Origin of the sequence: Microvirga soli, assembly GCF_016734765.1 — a bacterium.
GTDB lineage: Bacteria > Pseudomonadota > Alphaproteobacteria > Rhizobiales > Beijerinckiaceae > Microvirga > Microvirga soli.
The window spans coordinates 178998-195645 of sequence record NZ_JAERQE010000001.1 but is presented as its reverse complement, the minus strand read 5'-3'; the positions used below and the strand labels follow the sequence as shown (position 1 = coordinate 195645).

General features: G+C 65.6%; 15 protein-coding genes. 4 read left to right on the top strand and 11 right to left on the bottom strand.

Annotated elements, in window-relative coordinates:
* Positions 1-54: 54 nt before the first annotated feature.
* Positions 55-1224, bottom strand: coding sequence for a M20 aminoacylase family protein (locus JKL45_RS00845; protein ID WP_201859219.1), 1170 nt, complete (start codon positions 1222-1224; stop codon positions 55-57).
* 90 nt (positions 1225-1314) lie between these two features.
* Entirely contained in the window at positions 1315-2526 is a 1212-nt protein-coding gene (locus JKL45_RS00840; RefSeq protein WP_201859218.1) for a peptide ABC transporter permease, read from the bottom strand.
* A gap of 125 nt (positions 2527-2651) precedes the next feature.
* Between JKL45_RS00840 and JKL45_RS00835 the strand changes: the two genes are divergently transcribed.
* Complete coding sequence (locus JKL45_RS00835; RefSeq protein ID WP_201859217.1) at positions 2652-3782, top strand: slr1591 family oxidoreductase; 1131 nt, start codon at positions 2652-2654, stop codon at positions 3780-3782.
* A 123-nt stretch (positions 3783-3905) separates the two neighbouring features.
* On the opposite strand, the gene mmsB is transcribed toward JKL45_RS00835, so the two are convergent.
* Genes mmsB through JKL45_RS00815 form a run of 4 tightly spaced genes read right to left on the bottom strand, consistent with a single transcriptional unit; the run spans position 3906 to position 6737 of the window.
* Positions 3906-4790 carry a 3-hydroxyisobutyrate dehydrogenase gene (gene mmsB, locus JKL45_RS00830; RefSeq protein WP_201859216.1) on the bottom strand — a complete coding sequence of 295 codons (885 nt, stop codon included), beginning with the start codon at positions 4788-4790 and terminating at the stop codon, positions 3906-3908.
* Positions 4787-5221 (bottom strand): DUF4267 domain-containing protein, encoded by a 435-nt coding sequence (locus tag JKL45_RS00825; protein WP_201859215.1) that lies wholly within the window; start codon positions 5219-5221, stop codon positions 4787-4789. The genes mmsB and JKL45_RS00825 overlap by 4 nt, the downstream gene beginning before the upstream one ends.
* A complete protein-coding gene (locus JKL45_RS00820; protein WP_201859214.1) occupies positions 5218-5589 on the bottom strand; it encodes a DUF5367 family protein in 372 nt (123 codons plus the stop codon). The genes JKL45_RS00825 and JKL45_RS00820 overlap by 4 nt, the downstream gene beginning before the upstream one ends.
* The gene (locus JKL45_RS00815) at positions 5586-6737 is read right to left on the bottom strand and encodes an isobutyryl-CoA dehydrogenase (RefSeq protein ID WP_201859213.1); all 1152 of its coding nucleotides are present in this window, start codon (positions 6735-6737) and stop codon (positions 5586-5588) included. Before JKL45_RS00815 ends, JKL45_RS00820 begins: the two co-directional genes overlap by 4 nt.
* Before the next feature lie 175 nt (positions 6738-6912).
* Between JKL45_RS00815 and JKL45_RS00810 the strand changes: the two genes are divergently transcribed.
* The gene (locus JKL45_RS00810; protein WP_201859212.1) at positions 6913-7716 is read left to right on the top strand and encodes a nucleotidyltransferase domain-containing protein; all 804 of its coding nucleotides are present in this window, start codon (positions 6913-6915) and stop codon (positions 7714-7716) included.
* Positions 7717-7812: 96 nt separating this feature from the next.
* On the opposite strand, the gene JKL45_RS00805 is transcribed toward JKL45_RS00810, so the two are convergent.
* A complete protein-coding gene (locus tag JKL45_RS00805; protein ID WP_201859211.1) occupies positions 7813-9309 on the bottom strand; it encodes a CoA-acylating methylmalonate-semialdehyde dehydrogenase in 1497 nt (498 codons plus the stop codon).
* A gap of 116 nt (positions 9310-9425) precedes the next feature.
* Here JKL45_RS00805 and JKL45_RS00800 point away from each other — a divergent pair, with 116 nt between their 5' ends.
* A complete protein-coding gene (locus tag JKL45_RS00800; protein ID WP_201859210.1) occupies positions 9426-10316 on the top strand; it encodes a LysR family transcriptional regulator in 891 nt (296 codons plus the stop codon).
* A gap of 68 nt (positions 10317-10384) precedes the next feature.
* On the top strand, positions 10385-11356 hold the full coding sequence (gene tal / locus JKL45_RS00795) for a transaldolase (RefSeq protein ID WP_201859209.1): 972 nt from the start codon (positions 10385-10387) through the stop codon (positions 11354-11356).
* Between the two features lie 33 nt (positions 11357-11389).
* Here tal and JKL45_RS00790 read toward each other — a convergent pair whose 3' ends face one another.
* From JKL45_RS00790 to JKL45_RS00775, 4 genes are all read right to left on the bottom strand, one after another.
* A complete protein-coding gene (locus tag JKL45_RS00790) occupies positions 11390-11647 on the bottom strand; it encodes a YjhX family toxin (protein WP_201859208.1) in 258 nt (85 codons plus the stop codon).
* Positions 11648-11956: 309 nt separating this feature from the next.
* The gene (locus JKL45_RS00785; RefSeq protein ID WP_201859207.1) at positions 11957-13636 is read right to left on the bottom strand and encodes a thiamine pyrophosphate-binding protein; all 1680 of its coding nucleotides are present in this window, start codon (positions 13634-13636) and stop codon (positions 11957-11959) included.
* A gap of 79 nt (positions 13637-13715) precedes the next feature.
* Positions 13716-15266: an L-piperidine-6-carboxylate dehydrogenase gene (amaB, locus tag JKL45_RS00780; RefSeq protein WP_201859206.1), complete on the bottom strand. Its 1551-nt coding sequence runs from the start codon at positions 15264-15266 to the stop codon at positions 13716-13718.
* Between the two features lie 207 nt (positions 15267-15473).
* Positions 15474-16607 carry a saccharopine dehydrogenase family protein gene (locus tag JKL45_RS00775; protein ID WP_201859205.1) on the bottom strand — a complete coding sequence of 378 codons (1134 nt, stop codon included), beginning with the start codon at positions 16605-16607 and terminating at the stop codon, positions 15474-15476.
* Positions 16608-16648 lie beyond the last annotated feature (41 nt).

Genomic DNA, 16648 nt, shown 5'->3' with positions numbered 1-16648 from the left:
AAAACCGCCGCCGGATCATCTCCGGCGGCGGTTTGCCATTTTTAGCAGGGCGGATTATCGCGCCGGCATGCCGGATTCGATGATCTTCGCCCAGAGCGAGACGCCGTAGGGGCTTGCCTCGTCGTTGAAGTCGTAGGCCGGGTGATGGACGCCCGCCGTGTTGCCGTTGCCGAGGAAGATGTAGGCGCCCGGGCGCTGCTCCAGCATGTAGGAGAAGTCCTCCGCGCCCATCAGCGGCGGCACGGTGGTGTCGACCGCGTTCTCGCCGCCGACCGCACGGGCGACGCTGGCCATGAACTCGGTCTTGTCGGGATCGTTCATGGTGACCGGATAGCCTCGGTCGTATTCGACCTCGGCCTTCGCCCCGAAGGCCGCGCACACGTTCTCGACGATGGCGCGGATGCGGGTCTCGGCGAGGTCGCGCACCTCCGGCGAGAGGGTGCGCACGGTGCCGAGCAGCATGGCGGTCTGCGGGATCACGTTGAAGGCCTCGCCGGCCTTCACGGTGCAGACGGACACCACGACCGATTCGAGCGGATCGGCATTGCGGGAGGCGATCGTCTGCAGGGCCGTGATCACGTGGGCGGAGATCACCACCGGGTCGATGCAGTCATGCGGGCGCGCCGCGTGGCCGCCCTTGCCTTCGATGGTGATGGTGAAGCGGTCGGCCGCCGCCATCATGGCGCCGGGCCGGATGGCGAACTGGCCCACGGGAATGCCCGGCATGTTGTGCATGCCGTAGACCTCCTGCACGCCGAAGCGCTCCATGAGGCCGTCCTTCACCATCTCGTTGCCGCCGCCGCCGCCTTCTTCCGCCGGCTGGAAGATCACCACGGCCGTGCCGTCGAAATTGCGCGTCTCGGCGAGGTACTTCGCCGCGCCCAGCAGCATGGCGGTGTGTCCGTCGTGGCCGCAGGCATGCATCTTGCCCGGCACCTTGGACGAGTGAGGAGCGTTCGTGGCCTCCTCGATGGGAAGCGCATCCATGTCGGCGCGAAGGCCGATCACGCGGCCCGAATTGTTCGTGCGTCCCTTGATGACGCCCACGACGCCCGTCCGCCCGAGGCCGGTCACGACTTCGTCGCAGCCGAAGCTCTTCAGCTTCTCGGCGACGATCCCGGCGGTGCGGTGAACGTCGAACAGGAGTTCCGGATTTTCGTGGAAGTCGCGACGCCAGACGGTGATTTCATCGGCGAGATCGGCGACGCGGTTGATGATCGGCATGAAGGATCCTCGAGCAGGGAAGCAGGAACCCTCAGCCAAGCAGAGGCAGGGGGCCTCCGTCAACCGTTACAAAATTCAGGATGATCGGCTTCAGAACTTCTTGCGCAGGACGGCCTTGGGGCGGGTGGTGCGGAACTGCCCCCGTTCGATGGCCACGAAGATCAGCACGAGGACCACGAGGGCGGTGAACCACCAGACCTGCGTGGTGCCGATGCCGAGGCAGCCGAGCGCATAGGCACAGGCAAAGGCCGCCATGATGCCGGGTGCCACGGTGGCGCGGTGGCTCCGGATCCCGACGACGGCCCGGTAGAGCAGCAGGCTCCCGGCCACGGCCCCCACAAGGCCGAGCTCGTACCAGATCTCGAACAGCAGGGTGGAGGGAGCGTTCCGGGGAACCAGCCCGAAGGAGCGGCCGCGGAGCGCCGTTTCCAGCCCATGTCCTGTCAGCAGACGCAGCGGCTCGCTGAGCACGATCTGGCGCCAGACCTCGAGGCTCGCCGTCACGGGAGCCTTTGCGCCGAAGAGGCCCGCCGCAAGGGGCTTGAGGAGGAAGGGCAGGAGCGGCGCGAACAGCAGGAGCCCCGCCATCACCATCCCGGTCAGGCGCGGGCCGAGCGTGGGGCTCGCGGCCGTGAGAACGAACACGATGGCTCCGGCCGCAAGCCCGTAGAGGGGCAGCCCTTCCCGGGTGAGCAGGGCCGCGACCGCGACCGCAAGCGCCAGCGCGACGGCTTCCAGGTTCCTGCCGCGGGAATGGAGCCAGGCAAGCGCCGGCCAGACCAGCAGGGCCAGCATGAGCATGCCGCGCTCGAGGCTCAGGCCCTCGGGGTCGAATCGGCTGCCGCCCTGAATCGCCAGGAGAATGCCGATCACCGCGGCCAATCCCACGCCGACGGGCAGGAGATAGAGATTGGCCGCGCGCATGCGCTCTGGCACGGCCAGATAGCCGCCGAGCCCCATGAGGATCATGCCGGCAATGTTGAACAGCCGCTCCGACGCCTCGGACGGAAACGGGGTCCAGGCAAGGGATAGCCCGGCCCAGAACAGCAGGACCAGCCCGGCGATCCCGCCCTTGGAGGTCGCGAGCGCCAGCATCTTCTCCCGGGCATGCCTCGCGCTGCCATCAAGGACCGAGGCCAGAACGAGGAGAATCACCGCAAGCGGCGCCATCACCACGAGGGCGCGCCGCGTGAACAGGGCTGCCAGGGGAACGGCGAAGAACAGGGTCGCGAAGCCGAGGCGCCGCAGCATGGCGGCGGCATCGGCGGAAGGGTTGGCCGTCTGGAAAACGGGGCGGACCATGCGGTGAGCTATCGACCTTGGGAGCGTTCGGGATCGGGAGCCTAATGGACGAAGCCACCAAAAGCTGTAGGTGTCGTGCAACACATCCCTGTTCCTTTGTGTCCCCTCGGGAGAGCACGACGTCCATGGCATCGAGCATCGAGAGCGCCGGCAAGCACCTCGTCCTGGTCGGCGGAGGGCACGCTCATGTTCTGGTGCTGGAAGCCTTCGCTCGGAACCCTGAGCCGGGTCTGACCATGACCCTGGTCAGCAAAGAGAGCCTGACGCCCTATTCGGGCATGCTGCCGGGGCACCTGGCAGGCGTCTACACGAGGGACGAGATTCACATCGACCTGGAGCGCCTCGCCCGTGCCGCCGGCGCCAGGCTGATCCTGGATGAGGCTATCGGGTTCGACAGGGCTGCGCGGCGCGTGCGGCTGAAGGGCGGTGAGGGACTCGCCTACGACATTCTCTCGGTCGATATCGGCATCACGCCGGATCTGTCCGGGATTGCCGGAGCGGAGGAGCATGCACTCGCGGTCAAGCCCATCGGCAGCCTGCTGAAGCAGTGGGATGGACTCGTAGAGAAAGCTCTCACACCCAACGGCCCTCGCCGCTTCGCCATCGTCGGGGGCGGGGCTGCCGGGATCTGCCTCGCCTTCGCGATCCAGGCTTTCTTCGCGGCGCGGCTGAGCGGTCCTATCGAGGTCTCGCTCATCGCTGCTTCCGAGGCTCCAGAAATCAATGCAGGGATGCGCAAACGCATTGCGCGGGCGCTCAAGCATCGCAGGATCGCGGTCCATGCGGAGGATGCGGCCGTTCGCATCGATCAGGATGGCGTGATTCTCGCGAGCGGAAGCAGCGTCCCGGCCGATGCGGTGCTGGTCTCGACCCATGCCGCCCCGCCGCCGGTGCTTGCCGCGACGGATTGGGCCAAGGACGAAGGCGGGTTTCTTGCCATCGCTCCCACGCTCCAGATCCTGAACGACGCGGCGGTTTTCGCGGCTGGCGACTGCGCCACGATGATCGCGCATCCGCGTCCCAAGGCCGGAGTCTTCGCCGTGCGGCAGGGGCCGGTGCTGGCCCAAAACTTAAGACGGGCTGTTCGGGGCGAAGCTCTGGAACGCTATACCCCGCAGCGCGATCACCTGCTGGTGATCGCAACAGGCGATGGCCGCGCCATCGGCGGACGTGGCCGCTTTCTCGCCTTCGAGGGCCGCCTCGCATGGCGGCTGAAAGATTTTATCGACCGCCGCTTCATGCGCCGGTTCGCGTGAGCAGGTCTGCGCCTCCCTTCGTCATTACCGGCCTTGTGCCGGTAATCCCGATCATGAAAAGCGCAGGACTCTTCCAATCGGGATGGCCGGGACAGGCCCGGCCATGACATGCGATGATGCCAATTACTTTTTCTGCTCGCGGATGAAGTTGACGATGCCGGAAAAGTCGTCGCCGTCATGGCCGGCATCGGCGAACTGCGCGTAGAGCTGCGCGGCTTCTGCGCCCAACGGCGTCGCGGCGCCGGAGGCCGCCGCCGCTTCCTGGGCGAGCTTCAGATCCTTCAGCATTAGGGCCGCGGCAAAGCCCGGCTTGTAATCGTTGTTGGCCGGCGAGGTCGGCACCGGGCCCGGCACCGGGCAATAGGTGGTGAGCGACCAGCACTGGCCCGACGAGGTGGAGGCGACATCGAAGAGCGCCTGATGCGACAGCCCGAGCTTCTCCGCCAGCACGAAGGCTTCCGACACGCCGATCATCGAAATGCCGAGGATCATGTTGTTGCAGATCTTCGCCGCCTGACCGGCGCCGGCCTCGCCGCAATGCACGACCTTCTTGCCCATCTGGGACAGGATCGGCTCTGCGCGATCGAAAGCCTCCTTCGCGCCGCCCGCCATGAAGGTGAGCGTTGCACCCTTCGCGCCGCCGACGCCGCCGGAGACCGGCGCATCGAGGCTCGTCAGGTTGCGCTCCTGCGCCATTTCATGCGCCTTGCGCGCGCTCTCCACGTCGATGGTGGAGCAGTCGATCAGCAGCGTGCCGTCCTTCACGGCCGGCAGAATGTCGGTCCAGACCGAGAGCACGTGCTTGCCGGCGGGCAGCATGGTGACCACGATCTCGGCATCGCGCACGGCGTCGAGCGTGGAGGAGGCGACGGTCACGCCGTCATTCTTCGCCTGATCGCAGGAGGCAGGCGACAGATCGAAGCCGGTGACCGTGTGCCCGGCCTTGACGAGATTGGCCGCCATGGGGCCGCCCATGTTGCCGAGACCGATGAACGCAATGCTGGTCATGAGAATCCTCCCGTGTTGTCGTGTGATGATTGCTTGAAAAGCCAGAGCGAGGCTCCCGCCATGACGGCGGCGCTCGCTCCATGGAGCAGCAGATGGGCCGGTGCGCTGAGGCCCCGGCTGATGAAGACGATCAGCACATCCCCGACAGGGATCACTACAGTGGCCGCGAAGATCCACGCCAGGATGCGCCGGTTCGCCGTGAAGGACAGGATCAGCAGGTAAAGCCCGAAGGCGAGATCGCGCAGGCCGATGGCGAAGAGATAGCCGATATGGGTCCATTCGGGCGCCGGCAGCCCGAACAGAAGGGTGCCGATGCCCGGTGCGCCGAGAAAGAGAAACCCCAGGCCGATGAAGACGAGGCCGAGAGCCCAAACGAGCCAGGTGCTCGGCTCGCTTTTCGGCAACCCTCGCGATCCGGTCGATTGCATCATAGGCCTCGTGCTCTCCAGAGCGCTCCCGCGAGTGCAAAGCCGTAGAACCACAGCATCAGCGACCCGAAGACCTTATCCAGGGCGGGATCGAGCTGCGGGAAGAATACGGCGAAATGCGAACCCACCGCGGCCATGATCAGCATGCCCGGAACGGCGACGAGCGCCATGCCGTGGATTGCCGCCTTACGCGACACGCGCAGGATGCGGTCAATCATCAAACCAAGCCCGAGGCCCAGTGCGGCTCCCGCCATGAAGTTGAGCTGGAACGGCCGCCGCCCATCGAGAAAGAACCATGAGCCTGCATAATGAAACAGCGCGAAGATCGCAGCCGTGAGGCCGAAGCCAAGGCCGAGCGATCTCAGCATCATCGATTGCCGCGTCCCACCAGGTCGCGCGCCACGATCAGGCGCATGATCTCGTTGGTGCCCTCCAGGATCTGGTGCACGCGCAGGTCACGCACGATCTTCTCCACGCCGTAATCGGCCAGATAGCCGTAGCCGCCATGGAGCTGCAGGGCATCGTTCGCCACCTGGAAGCCCACATCGGTGGCCATGCGCTTGGCCATGGCGCAGAGCTTGGTGGCGTCGAGTGCCTTGGCGTCGAGCGCCGAGGCCGCGCGCCACAGGAAGGTGCGCGCCGCTTCGAGTTCGGTTGCCATGTCGGCGAGCTTGAACTGCAGCGCCTGGAAATCCGCGATGCGCTTGCCGAAAGCCTTGCGGTCGCCCGTATAGGCGAGCGCCTTGTCGAGGGCGGATTGCGCGCCGCCGAGCGAGCAGGCACCGATATTGATGCGCCCGCCGTCAAGGCCCGACATGGCGATCTTGAAGCCCTGGCCTTCATCCGACAGGCGGTTGGCCACGGGCACGCGCACGTCCTCGAAGATCACGGCGGCGGTGGGCTGCGCGTTCCAGCCCATCTTCTTCTCCTGCGCGCCGAAGGACACGCCGGGCATGTCCTTCTCGATCACCAGGGTCGAGATGCCGGAAGCGCCTTCCTCGCCGGTGCGCACCATAGTCACGTAGATGTCCGAGGTGCCGGCGCCCGAGATGAACTGCTTGACGCCGTTGACGATGTAGTGGTCGCCGTCGCGCACGGCTCTGGTCTTGAGCGCCGCCGCGTCCGAGCCCGAGCCCGGCTCGGTGAGGCAATAGCTTGCGATCAGCTCCATGGTGGCGAGGCGCGGGATGTAGCGGCTCCGCTGCTCCTCGTTGCCATAACGGTCGATCATCCAGGCGGCCATGTTGTGGATCGACAGATAGGCCGACACCGCCGGGCAGCCGGTGGCGAGCGCCTCGAAGATCAGCGCCGCGTCGAGCCGCGTCATGCCCGATCCGCCGACATCGTCGCGGGTGTAGATCGCCGCCATGCCGAGGGCTGCCGCCTCGCGCATCACGTCCACGGGAAAATGCTTCTTCTCGTCCCATTCGAGGGCATGGGGCGCGAGGTTGTCCGCCGCGAAGGCCAGCGCCATGTCGCGAACGGCGATTTGATCGTCTGTGAGGGAAAACTGGGTCATGGCCTCAATCGTCATACCAGAGGGGTTTTGGGCAACCGTGACTTTCGATCTAGAGCGTCCCCACGCAAAGAGGATGCCATGGATAAGCGCTCACAGGCGACATTGTCCATGCCGGATCCCGCCCCATCTGAAACTCAGTTCCATTTGGCCTGTTGAGAAGGGGAGATAGGAGCCGATGTTGCAGGATCAAATCATTCAGGCTGTTTCCTCCGCTCTCCTAGCCTACGAGGAGTTGCGGGCATTGTTTCTTGTCGGCAGCTTCGGAAAGGGCACCGCAGACGCATACAGCGACATCGACTTCCTGGCCGTGGTCGAGGAGGGCAAGAAGGCAGAGTTCCCGTCGATCTGGCGACACGCCCTGGAAGGCATCGCCCCTGTCGTCTTCTGGAATCAGAGGCCACTTGGCGGCACCTTGATCAATGTCGTCACGGCGGACTGGGTGCGCTGCGACCTCGCCATTCCTGCAGACAACAATCTCAGTCACAGGTCGAGAGACACTGTCCGAGTTCTGATCGACCGGGACGGTTTGTACGAGACATTACCGCCGCACCTCGCCGGCAAGGGCCCTAATATAGGCCGGATCACTTATCTCATAAACGAGTTCATCCGCGTCCTGGGCCTGCTCAGCGTCGGGATGGGGCGCGGCGAGTATTTCCTGGGAACGGTCGGAGCTGGCCTGCTCCGGGATCATTTGTCGAGCCTCCTGGTGGAGGAGACGGGGATTCCCGATCCGGGCGGCGCCCTCCACCTGAGCCGCCTGCTTTCTGCTGATCAGATGAAGGTTCTCCTGAGCCTCCCGTTTCCGGAGCCTGAACGCAGGTCAATCATCAAAGCCCATGTCGCAACAGCCCGCGCGTTCATGCCGAGGGCACGGGCGATGGCGGCAAAGCTCGACATTCCCTGGCCGCAGTCCTTCGAGGACGCGACCCTCCGCAACCTGCAGCGACAGTTTGGTGATGAGTTCGACATGAGCTGGTAACGCTCGGATCGTCCGGACGAAGGCCCAAATGAAAGCCGCCGCTCTCAGGCTGAGAGCGGCGGCAATGGATTTTTACGAGAAAGCTTTCGGGCCGCTTTACTTCATCGTCGGAATGGAGAATTCCGCGCCTTCCTTGATGCCGGAAGGCCAGCGGGACGTGACGGTCTTCGTCTTGGTGTAGAAGCGCACCGCGTCGGGGCCGTGCTGGTTCAGGTCGCCGAAGCCGGAGGCTTTCCAGCCGCCGAAGGTGTAGTAGGCGAGCGGCACCGGGATCGGCACGTTGATGCCCACCATGCCCACGTTGACGCGCGAGGCGAAATCGCGGGCGGCGTCGCCGTCGCGGGTGTAGATCGCGACGCCGTTGCCGTATTCATGATCGGAGGGCAGGCGCAGGGCATCCTCGTAATCCTTGGCGCGCACCACGGAGAGCACGGGCCCGAAGATCTCTTCCTTGTAGATGCGCATGTCGGTGGTCACCTCATCGAAGAGGCAGCCGCCCATGTAGAAGCCGTTCTCGTAGCCCTGCATCTTGAAGTCGCGGCCGTCGACCACGAGCTTGGCGCCTTCCTGCACGCCGATATCCACGTAGGAGCGCACCTTCTCCATGTGCGCCCGGGTGATCATCGGGCCGAAATCGGCCGACGGATCGGTGGAGGAGCCGACCTTCAGGCTCTCGACGCGCGGGATCAGCTTGTCCATGAGCGCGTCGGCGGTGGCGCGGCCCACCGGCACGGCGACCGAGATCGCCATGCAGCGCTCGCCCGCCGAGCCGTAGCCGGCGCCGATGAGCGCGTCCGCCGCCTGGTCGAGATCGGCGTCGGGCATGATGATCATGTGGTTCTTCGCGCCGCCGAAGCACTGGGCGCGCTTGCCGTTGGCGGTGGCGCGGGAATAGACGTATTGCGCGATCGGCGAGGAGCCGACGAAGCCCACGGCCTTGATGTCCGGATCGTCGAGGATCGCGTCCACCACTTCCTTATCGCCATTCACTACGTTGAGAATGCCGGCCGGCAGGCCCGCTTCCATCATGAGCTCGGCGAGGCGCATCGGCACGCCCGGATCGCGCTCGGAGGGCTTCAGGATGAAAGCGTTGCCGCAGGCAATCGCCGGCGAGAGCTTCCACAGCGGGATCATGGCCGGGAAGTTGAACGGGGTGATGCCGGCCACCACGCCGAGCGGCTGGCGGATCGAATACATGTCGATGCCGGGGCCGGCGCCTTCCGTGAACTCGCCCTTCAGGAGATGCGGAATGCCGGTGCAGAACTCCGCCACCTCGACGCCGCGCTGGATGTCGCCCTTGGCGTCCACGATGGTCTTGCCGTGCTCGCGGGCGAGCATCTCGGCCAGCGGATCCATCTCCTTGGCGATGAGCTCCAGGAACTTCATCATCACGCGGGCGCGGCGCTGCGGGTTGGTGGCGGCCCAGGCCGGCTGAGCGGCCTTGGCGTTCTCCACCGCCTGGCGCAGCTCGTCCTTGGACGCCAGCGCGACCCGGCCCAAAACCTCGCCGGTCATGGGCTGGAAGAATTCGGTGGTGCGTCCCGATTTACCGGCAACCTGCTTGCCGCCGACGAAATGTCCGACCTCGCGCATGGCGTCTCTCTCCTGATGGATATTTTTCGTGCCCTTCTTCTATCATTGTTGAATTCGCACGACTATGGGTGAAACTGAGGCACGGTTGTGCAGAAACACCAATATGAAGTGGAGCCATGAGCGCATTCGATTGGGACGATCTCCGCTTCTTCCTGGCCGTCGCCCGCGCCGGGCGGCTGACGGCCGCCGCCCGGCAGCTGGAGGCGGACCACACCACCGTGTCGCGCCGCATCTCGGCGCTCGAAGCGTCGCTGAAGGCCAAGCTGTTCGAGCGCAGCCCCCAAGGCTACACCCTCACCGAGCCCGGCGAGCGGTTGCTCGGGCATGCGGAAGCCATGGAGACGCAGGCCCTGTCCGTCGCGAGCGAACTGGGAGGCGCGGATCTTGCCCTCTCCGGCACCGTGCGCATCGGCGCGCCGGATGGAATCGGCACCTATTTTCTCGCGCCCGAACTCGGGGCGCTGGCCGAGCGGCACCCAGGCCTCACCCTGCAGCTCGTGGCGTTGCCCCGCACCTTCTCGCTCTCCAAGCGCGAGGCCGACATCGCCGTCACCCTGGAGCAGCCCACAGAAGGGCGTCTCGTATCGCGCAAGCTCACGGATTACCGGCTCCGGCTCTATGCCTCGAAGGAATATCTGAAGCGACACGGGCCGATTGCGGATCTCGCCGACCTTTCGGGCAAGACCCTGGTGACCTACGTGGCGGACCTGCTCTACAGCCCGGTGCTCGACTATTTCTCAGGGATCGAGAAGCACACCTCCCGCCGCTTCGAATGCGCCAGCGTGGTGGCGCAGGCCGAGGCCGTGCGGGCCGGAATCGGCATCGGCATCCTGCACGATTACGCGGTGCGGCAATTCCCGGAGCTCGAGGTAGTGCTGCCGGAGGTGTCATATCTTCGCACCTACTGGCTCGTCACCCATGCGGATGTCCGGAACCTCCGGCGCGTGGAGGAGGTCTATTCCTTCATCCTCAGCCGCGTGAGGGCCAACCGGGGGCTGTTCGTGTGATGCTTTGCTCTTCACGCGAGCGCCTTGAGGGACTAAGTCAAATCCAAACGAAACCCACGGAGATCCCGATGTCCTCCAAGCTCGACCAATTGCGCGCCATGACGGTCGTCGTCGCCGATACGGGCGACCTCGATGCGGTGCGCCGCCTGAAGCCTCAGGACTGCACCACCAACCCGACCCTGCTCCTGAAGGCGGTCGAGACCCCGGCCTATGGCCACATCGTCGACGAGGCCTTGGCCTGGGGCCGCGCCCAAGGGAACTCCCGCGAGGGCGTGATTGCGGCGATCTGCGACCGTCTCGCCGTGGCTTTCGGGGCAGAGCTCGCCGGCATCGTGCCGGGCCGGGTGTCCACCGAGGTCGATGCGGATCTCTCCTTCGACACGGACGCGACCCTCGCCAAGGCGCGGGCGATCATCAAGGCTTACGAGGAGCGCGGCATCGGGCGCGAGCGGATTCTCATCAAGATCGCCGCCACCTGGGAGGGCATCCGCGCGGCGGAAGTGCTCCAGAAGGAAGGCATCGACTGCAACCTCACGCTTCTCTTCAGCCAGATGCAGGCCCAGGCCTGCGCGGAAGCCGGCGTGTTCCTGATCTCGCCTTTCGTCGGCCGCATCCTCGACTGGCACGTGAAGGCGGGCGGCGGCCCCTATACGGGCGAGACCGATCCGGGCGTGCTCTCCGTGCGCAAGATCTATGCCTCGTACAAGGCGCAAGGGATCAAGACCGTGGTGATGGGCGCCTCCTTCCGCAACATCGGCGAAATCGAAGCGCTCGCGGGCTGCGATCGTCTGACCATCTCGCCCGCGCTCCTCGACGAGCTGGCCAGCTTGCAGGGCGAGCTGCCGCGCAAGCTCTCGGCCGACAACGTCGAAAAAATCGCCCCGCTGCCGCGCACGGACGAAAAGAGCTTCCGCTTTGCCATGAACGAGGACGCCATGGCGTCCGAAAAGCTCTCCGAGGGCATCCGTTCCTTCGTGAAGGATCTGCGCAGCCTACGCACGCTCGTGGCGCAGCGGCTGGAGGAGAAGGAGGCGGCCTGACACCGCCTCCTGCTTTGGCTTATCAAAGCCGGCTCAACGGTTGTCGGGCCGGCTTCTCACCGCCTGCAATCCCTGCCGCGTGATGCGGTAGGGGCCGCCGCTCATTGATGCGATCAGCCCTTTCTGGCGCAACGCCTTGAACAGATCGAGCGTGCAGAGTGACAGGAGCCACCCTTCGCGGGTGAGACATTCGATTTCGAGAATACGGCCGTTATCATCCTTGTAGTGACGGATGACGCCGCCTTGCGCGAGCACGTGGAGCACGCGCTGCCCATTGCGTGAAACGTTCACGGGAATAACCTGAAGCTTTATGTGGTGTCGGAGAGTGCGCGCACGTGCGCGTTCGGCTGAAGGGTCAGCCGCTGCCCGCCTGTTTGTCGGCGGGCCTTACCGGGTCTCGGTCTCTCCGCGCATAAAAGCTCCAAAAGGAAACGGCGGCGTTATAAGCGCCGCCGTATAGGATCGTCAATCGCTCAAGCTGAGTCATCCCGGACGAAGCGCAGCGAAGATCCGGGATCGTTGGACGATAATGGCGCCATATCCTGCCCGCAATCCCGGATCGGCTTCGCCGTCCGGGATGACGTGCGTGGTAGCGCGGTCTTACTTCTTCTCCGCCAGCGCCTTCTCGCGGATCGCCGAGAGCGACATCGACGGCGTGATCGCCTCCGGGTCGAGGATGCAGTGCAGGATCGCGGGCTTGCTGGAGGTGAGCGCGCGCTGGAGGGCGGGGGCGAAATCCTCCGTCATCTCGACGCGCTCGCCGTAGCCGCCGAAGGCACGGGCGTAGGCGGCGAAGTCGGGGTTCTGCAGCATGGTGGCCGAGACGCGGCCGGGATACTCGCGCTCCTGGTGCATGCGGATCGTGCCGTACATGCCGTTGTCGAGCAGGATCACCAGGATCGGCAGGTCATATTGCACGGCAGTGGCGAATTCCTGCCCGTTCATGAGGAAGTCGCCGTCGCCGGCGAACACCACCACGGGGCTGTCGGGCCGCAGGCGCTTGGCACTGACCGCCGCGGGCACGCCATAGCCCATGGAGCCGGAGGTGGGGGCGAGCTGCGTGCCATATTGGCGGAACGGCCAGAAGCGGTGCACCCAGGTGGCGAAGTTGCCGGCCCCGTTGCAGTAGATCGTATCGGTGGGCATCACCTCGCGCAGATGCCGCATCACCTGGCCCATCTGCAGGGCACCGGGATGCTTGATTTCGCTTGGGTCGCTCCAGGCCAGATAGCTTTCATGCGCCGCCTTCGTGCCCTCGCTCCAGGGCAGCGAGGCCGGCGGGTGCACGCCCTCCAGCGCTGTCGTAAAGGCATTAGGCGATGCGTTGATGGCGAGATGCGGCGCATAAACCCGTCCGAGCTCGCTCGAATCGGGATGGATGTGCACCAGGGTCTGCTTCGGCGCCGGAATCTCGAGGAGCGTGTACGCCTGGCTCGGAATTTCGGAGAGGCGCCCGCCCACGAGCAGGACGAGATCGGCGTCCTTGATGCGCGCGAGCAGCTTCGGATTCACCCCGAGGCCGAGATCGCCGATATAGGACGCGTGATCGGCGGGAAACAGCATCTGGCGGCGGAACGTGCAGGCGACCGGCAGCTCGAAGCGCTCGGCAAAGCGCACGAAGCCCTGCACGGCCTCCTCCGACCAGCGGCTGCCGCCGAGCAGCGCGACCGGCTTCTTCGCGCCGTGGAGAAGCTTCTGCATCTCGGCCATCTGAGCGGGACCGGGATGGGTCTCGATCACCTGATAGCGCGGCGCGTCGGCGACCGCTGCCATCTCGGTGAGCACGTCTTCCGGTAGCGCGATCACGACGGGGCCGGGACGGCCCGAGGTCGCCACGTGGAAGGCGCGCGAGACGATTTCGGGGAAGCGCGCCGGATCGTCCACTTCCGTGGCCCATTTGGCGAGCGGGCCGAAGGCGGCGCGGTAGTCGAGCTCCTGGAACGCTTCGCGCTCACGCATGCCGCGCTCGATCTGGCCGACGAACAGGATCATCGGCGTCGAATCCTGCTTGGCGATGTGAATGCCCGGCGAGGCATTGGTCGCGCCGGGGCCGCGGGTGACGAAGCAGATGCCGGGGCGGCCCGTGAGCTTGCCGTAGGCCTCCGCCATCATGGCCGCGCCGCCTTCCTGGCGGCAGACCGTGATGGCGATGTTCGCGTCGTGCAGCGCATCCAACGCGGCCAGATAACTCTCGCCCGGGACGCAGAAGATGTGATCGACTCCGTGCAGGGTCAGTTGATCGACAAGAATCTGGCCGCCGGTGCGGGAGGGCGCTGTCATTGTGGGCTCGCGATGTAAGAGTGGGTCTACATAGAAAAACGGAGGGCATCTCTGCCCTCCGCATGTCGTTTCAGATGGATCAGGCGTCCACGTCGAACTTCACGCCCTGGGCGAGGGGAAGCGTGTTGCCGTAATTGACCGTGTTGGTGGCGCGGCGCATGTAGGCCTTCCAGGAATCCGAGCCGGATTCACGGCCGCCGCCCGTCTCCTTCTCGCCGCCGAAGGCTCCGCCGATCTCGGCGCCCGAGGGGCCGATGTTGACGTTGGCGATGCCGCAATCGGAGCCCGTGGCCGAGATGAAGGCCTCGGCCTCGCGCATGTTGAGCGTGAAGATCGAGGAGGAGAGGCCGGCGCCGACTGCGTTGTGGAGCGCAATCACCTCGTCGAAGCTCGAATAGCGCATCACGTAAAGGATCGGCGCAAAGGTCTCGCGGGTCACCGGGCCGGTCTGGCCAGGCATCTCGACAAGCGCGGGACGGGCATAGATGCCATCGCCCGCCACATCCGTGTAGCGTCCGCCGCCATGCACCTTGCCGCCGGCCGCGCGGGCTTCATCGAGCGCGCGCTCCATGCCGTCGAAAGCAGCCTGGTCGATCAGCGGGCCGACAAGCGTACCTTCGGCACGCGGATCGCCGATCTTCACGCTGCCATAGACCTTGGCGAGACGCGGCACGAGGCTGTCATAGACGCTGTCATGCACGAAGAGGCGGCGCAAGGTGGTGCAGCGCTGGCCGGCCGTGCCCATGGCGGCAAATGCGATACCGCGCAGAGCGAGATCGAGATCGGCGGAGGGAGCGACGATCGCGGCGTTGTTGCCGCCGAGCTCGAGGATCGCGCGAGCGAAGCGCTCGGCGAGCTTCGGTCCGACCTGACGGCCCATGGCGGTGGAACCGGTGGCGGAGAGAATCGGCACGCGGTGATCTTCCACGAGGATCTCGCCGACCTCACGGCCGCCGAGCAGCACCTCGCACAGGCCCTCCGGCACGCCGCCGAAGCGCTTGGCCGCGCGCTCCACGATGGCATGCGTGGCGAGCGCCGTGAGCAGGGTCTTCTCGGACGGCTTCCACACCACGCTGTCGCCGCACACCAGCGCGAGCGCGGCGTTCCAGGACCACACGGCCACGGGGAAGTTGAAGGCGGAGATCACGCCGCAGACGCCGAGCGGATGCCAGGTCTCCATCATGCGGTGATCGGCGCGCTCGGTCGCGATGGTCAGCCCGTAGAGCTGGCGCGAGAGGCCGACGGCGAAATCGCAGATGTCGATCATCTCCTGCACCTCGCCGAGGCCCTCGGAGACGATCTTGCCGGCTTCCAGGGTCACGAGTCGGCCGAGGTCGTCCTTCGACGCGCGCAGTTCTTCACCGAGGAGGCGGATGAACTCGCCACGCCGGGGCGCCGGGATCTTGCGCCAGGCCTTGAAGGCGGCGTCGGCCCGGCCGATGGCGGCCTTCGCCTCATCCGGCGTGGTCTCGCGCACATGGGCGATCACTTCGCCGGTGATCGGGGAGCGGGCCGGGCGGCCGCCATCGGCAAAGGCGCTGTCCGGCACGCCGAGGCGCGCGAGAATGGCGCGGGCCTCGTCCGCCACGGAGGCAGGCGCGGAGGATACGGGTTTCAGGCTCGCGGTCATGGTCATCTCCCTCGATGCGGGCTTAGGGCTTGTCATGAAGCCCTGGCCGGCGCTTGTCCTTGGAACGAAACGACGGCGGCTGTCAGGCCACCGTCTTAAAGCATTTCGGGACAAGCAGGGAACTGCTTTTCCCGAATAGGGTCATGCGGTTTGGTCAATAAGCTCGACGGCTCACGCCTGAAAGGCGGCGGGAGCCAGTCCTGATCATCATGCCACGGCGTCGAGGCGGATGTTCTTCACCGCCGGCTCGTGGCTCTCGTCCAGGCGCTCGCCCGCATAGACGCGGCCGAAGCGGTTGGCCAGAAAGCTGTCGAGGTCGATCTCCTCCTGACGGACGAAACCCTGTTTCGGCAGCTTGCCCTCGACCAGCAGGTCGAGCATGGCGCAGATGCCGGCAGCCGTCGTCACCTGAATGGCGGTGCGCTGGGTGTCGGCGACCTTCTGGCCGTAGATGCTGCGGGCGTATGTTTCCTGCACGTAGCGGCCGCCGCGCTCGCCGGTCACGGTCACGAACACGATGACCATGTCCTGCATGGTGGCCGGCACGGCGTTCTCCAGGATGTCCTTGAGAACCTCGCGGCGGTTGCGTAAGCCAAGGTCGTTGAGCAGCACCCGCATCAAGCCGCAATGGCCCGGATAGCGGATGGTCTTGTAGTTCAGGTTGCGCACCTTGCCTTCGAGCGTCTCGCACAGGGTGCCGAGGCCGCCGGAGGTGTTGAAGGCCTCGTAGCGCGTGCCGTCGAGGGAGAACTCCTCGAGCTCCTCCATGGCCGGAACCTCGCGCAGGCGGCCGTCGACCACGGCCTCGCAGCGCTCGATATACTCGTTGATGACGCCGTCCGTGCTCCAGGTGAGGTTGTAGGACAGGGCGTTCGACGGATATTGCGGCAGCGCGCCGACGCGCAGGCGCACCGTGTCGAGCTTGTCGAAGCGGCTGGCGATGTCGTGGGCCACGATCGAGATGAAGCCGGGAGCGAGGCCGCATTGCGGAATGAAGGCGGTCGAGGCGCCCTCGGCCAACTCCTTCACCATGCGGGTGGTGGCCACGTCCTCGGTGAGGTCGAAATAGTTCACGTCGGCCAAGCGCGCTGCCTTGGCCACGTGGCTCGTCAGGTGGTAGGGCGCTGCGCTGAGCACGGCATAATGGCCCTTGAGGGCGTTCTGCAGGGCGACCGCGTCGCTGAAGTCGAGCTGGATCGTCTCGACACCATCCTTGGCGACAGCTTCCAGGGCCTCAGACGAGGCATCCGCGACGGTGACGCGGTAATCGCCGCTGTCATGCAGCATGTCGACAATGGTGGAGCCGATCTTGCCGGCGCCGATGACGAGAATCGAGTGCATTCAAACCTCCCTGTGATCGGTTGAAAAGAAGGCAGATCGCT

Bases quoted from the DNA above. Each gene is read 5' to 3' on its own strand.
- JKL45_RS00845 (WP_201859219.1), bottom strand. From the start codon at position 1,224: ATGCCGATCATCAACCGCGTCGCCGATCTCGCCGATGAAATCACCGTC.
- JKL45_RS00840 (WP_201859218.1), bottom strand. From the start codon at position 2,526: ATGGTCCGCCCCGTTTTCCAGACGGCCAACCCTTCCGCCGATGCCGCC.
- JKL45_RS00835 (WP_201859217.1), top strand. From the start codon at position 2,652: ATGGCATCGAGCATCGAGAGCGCCGGCAAGCACCTCGTCCTGGTCGGC.
- mmsB (WP_201859216.1), bottom strand. From the start codon at position 4,790: ATGACCAGCATTGCGTTCATCGGTCTCGGCAACATGGGCGGCCCCATG.
- JKL45_RS00825 (WP_201859215.1), bottom strand. From the start codon at position 5,221: ATGATGCAATCGACCGGATCGCGAGGGTTGCCGAAAAGCGAGCCGAGC.
- JKL45_RS00820 (WP_201859214.1), bottom strand. From the start codon at position 5,589: ATGATGCTGAGATCGCTCGGCCTTGGCTTCGGCCTCACGGCTGCGATC.
- JKL45_RS00815 (WP_201859213.1), bottom strand. From the start codon at position 6,737: ATGACCCAGTTTTCCCTCACAGACGATCAAATCGCCGTTCGCGACATG.
- JKL45_RS00810 (WP_201859212.1), top strand. From the start codon at position 6,913: ATGTTGCAGGATCAAATCATTCAGGCTGTTTCCTCCGCTCTCCTAGCC.
- JKL45_RS00805 (WP_201859211.1), bottom strand. From the start codon at position 9,309: ATGCGCGAGGTCGGACATTTCGTCGGCGGCAAGCAGGTTGCCGGTAAA.
- JKL45_RS00800 (WP_201859210.1), top strand. From the start codon at position 9,426: ATGAGCGCATTCGATTGGGACGATCTCCGCTTCTTCCTGGCCGTCGCC.
- tal (WP_201859209.1), top strand. From the start codon at position 10,385: ATGTCCTCCAAGCTCGACCAATTGCGCGCCATGACGGTCGTCGTCGCC.
- JKL45_RS00785 (WP_201859207.1), bottom strand. From the start codon at position 13,636: ATGACAGCGCCCTCCCGCACCGGCGGCCAGATTCTTGTCGATCAACTG.
- amaB (WP_201859206.1), bottom strand. From the start codon at position 15,266: ATGACCGCGAGCCTGAAACCCGTATCCTCCGCGCCTGCCTCCGTGGCG.
- JKL45_RS00775 (WP_201859205.1), bottom strand. From the start codon at position 16,607: ATGCACTCGATTCTCGTCATCGGCGCCGGCAAGATCGGCTCCACCATT.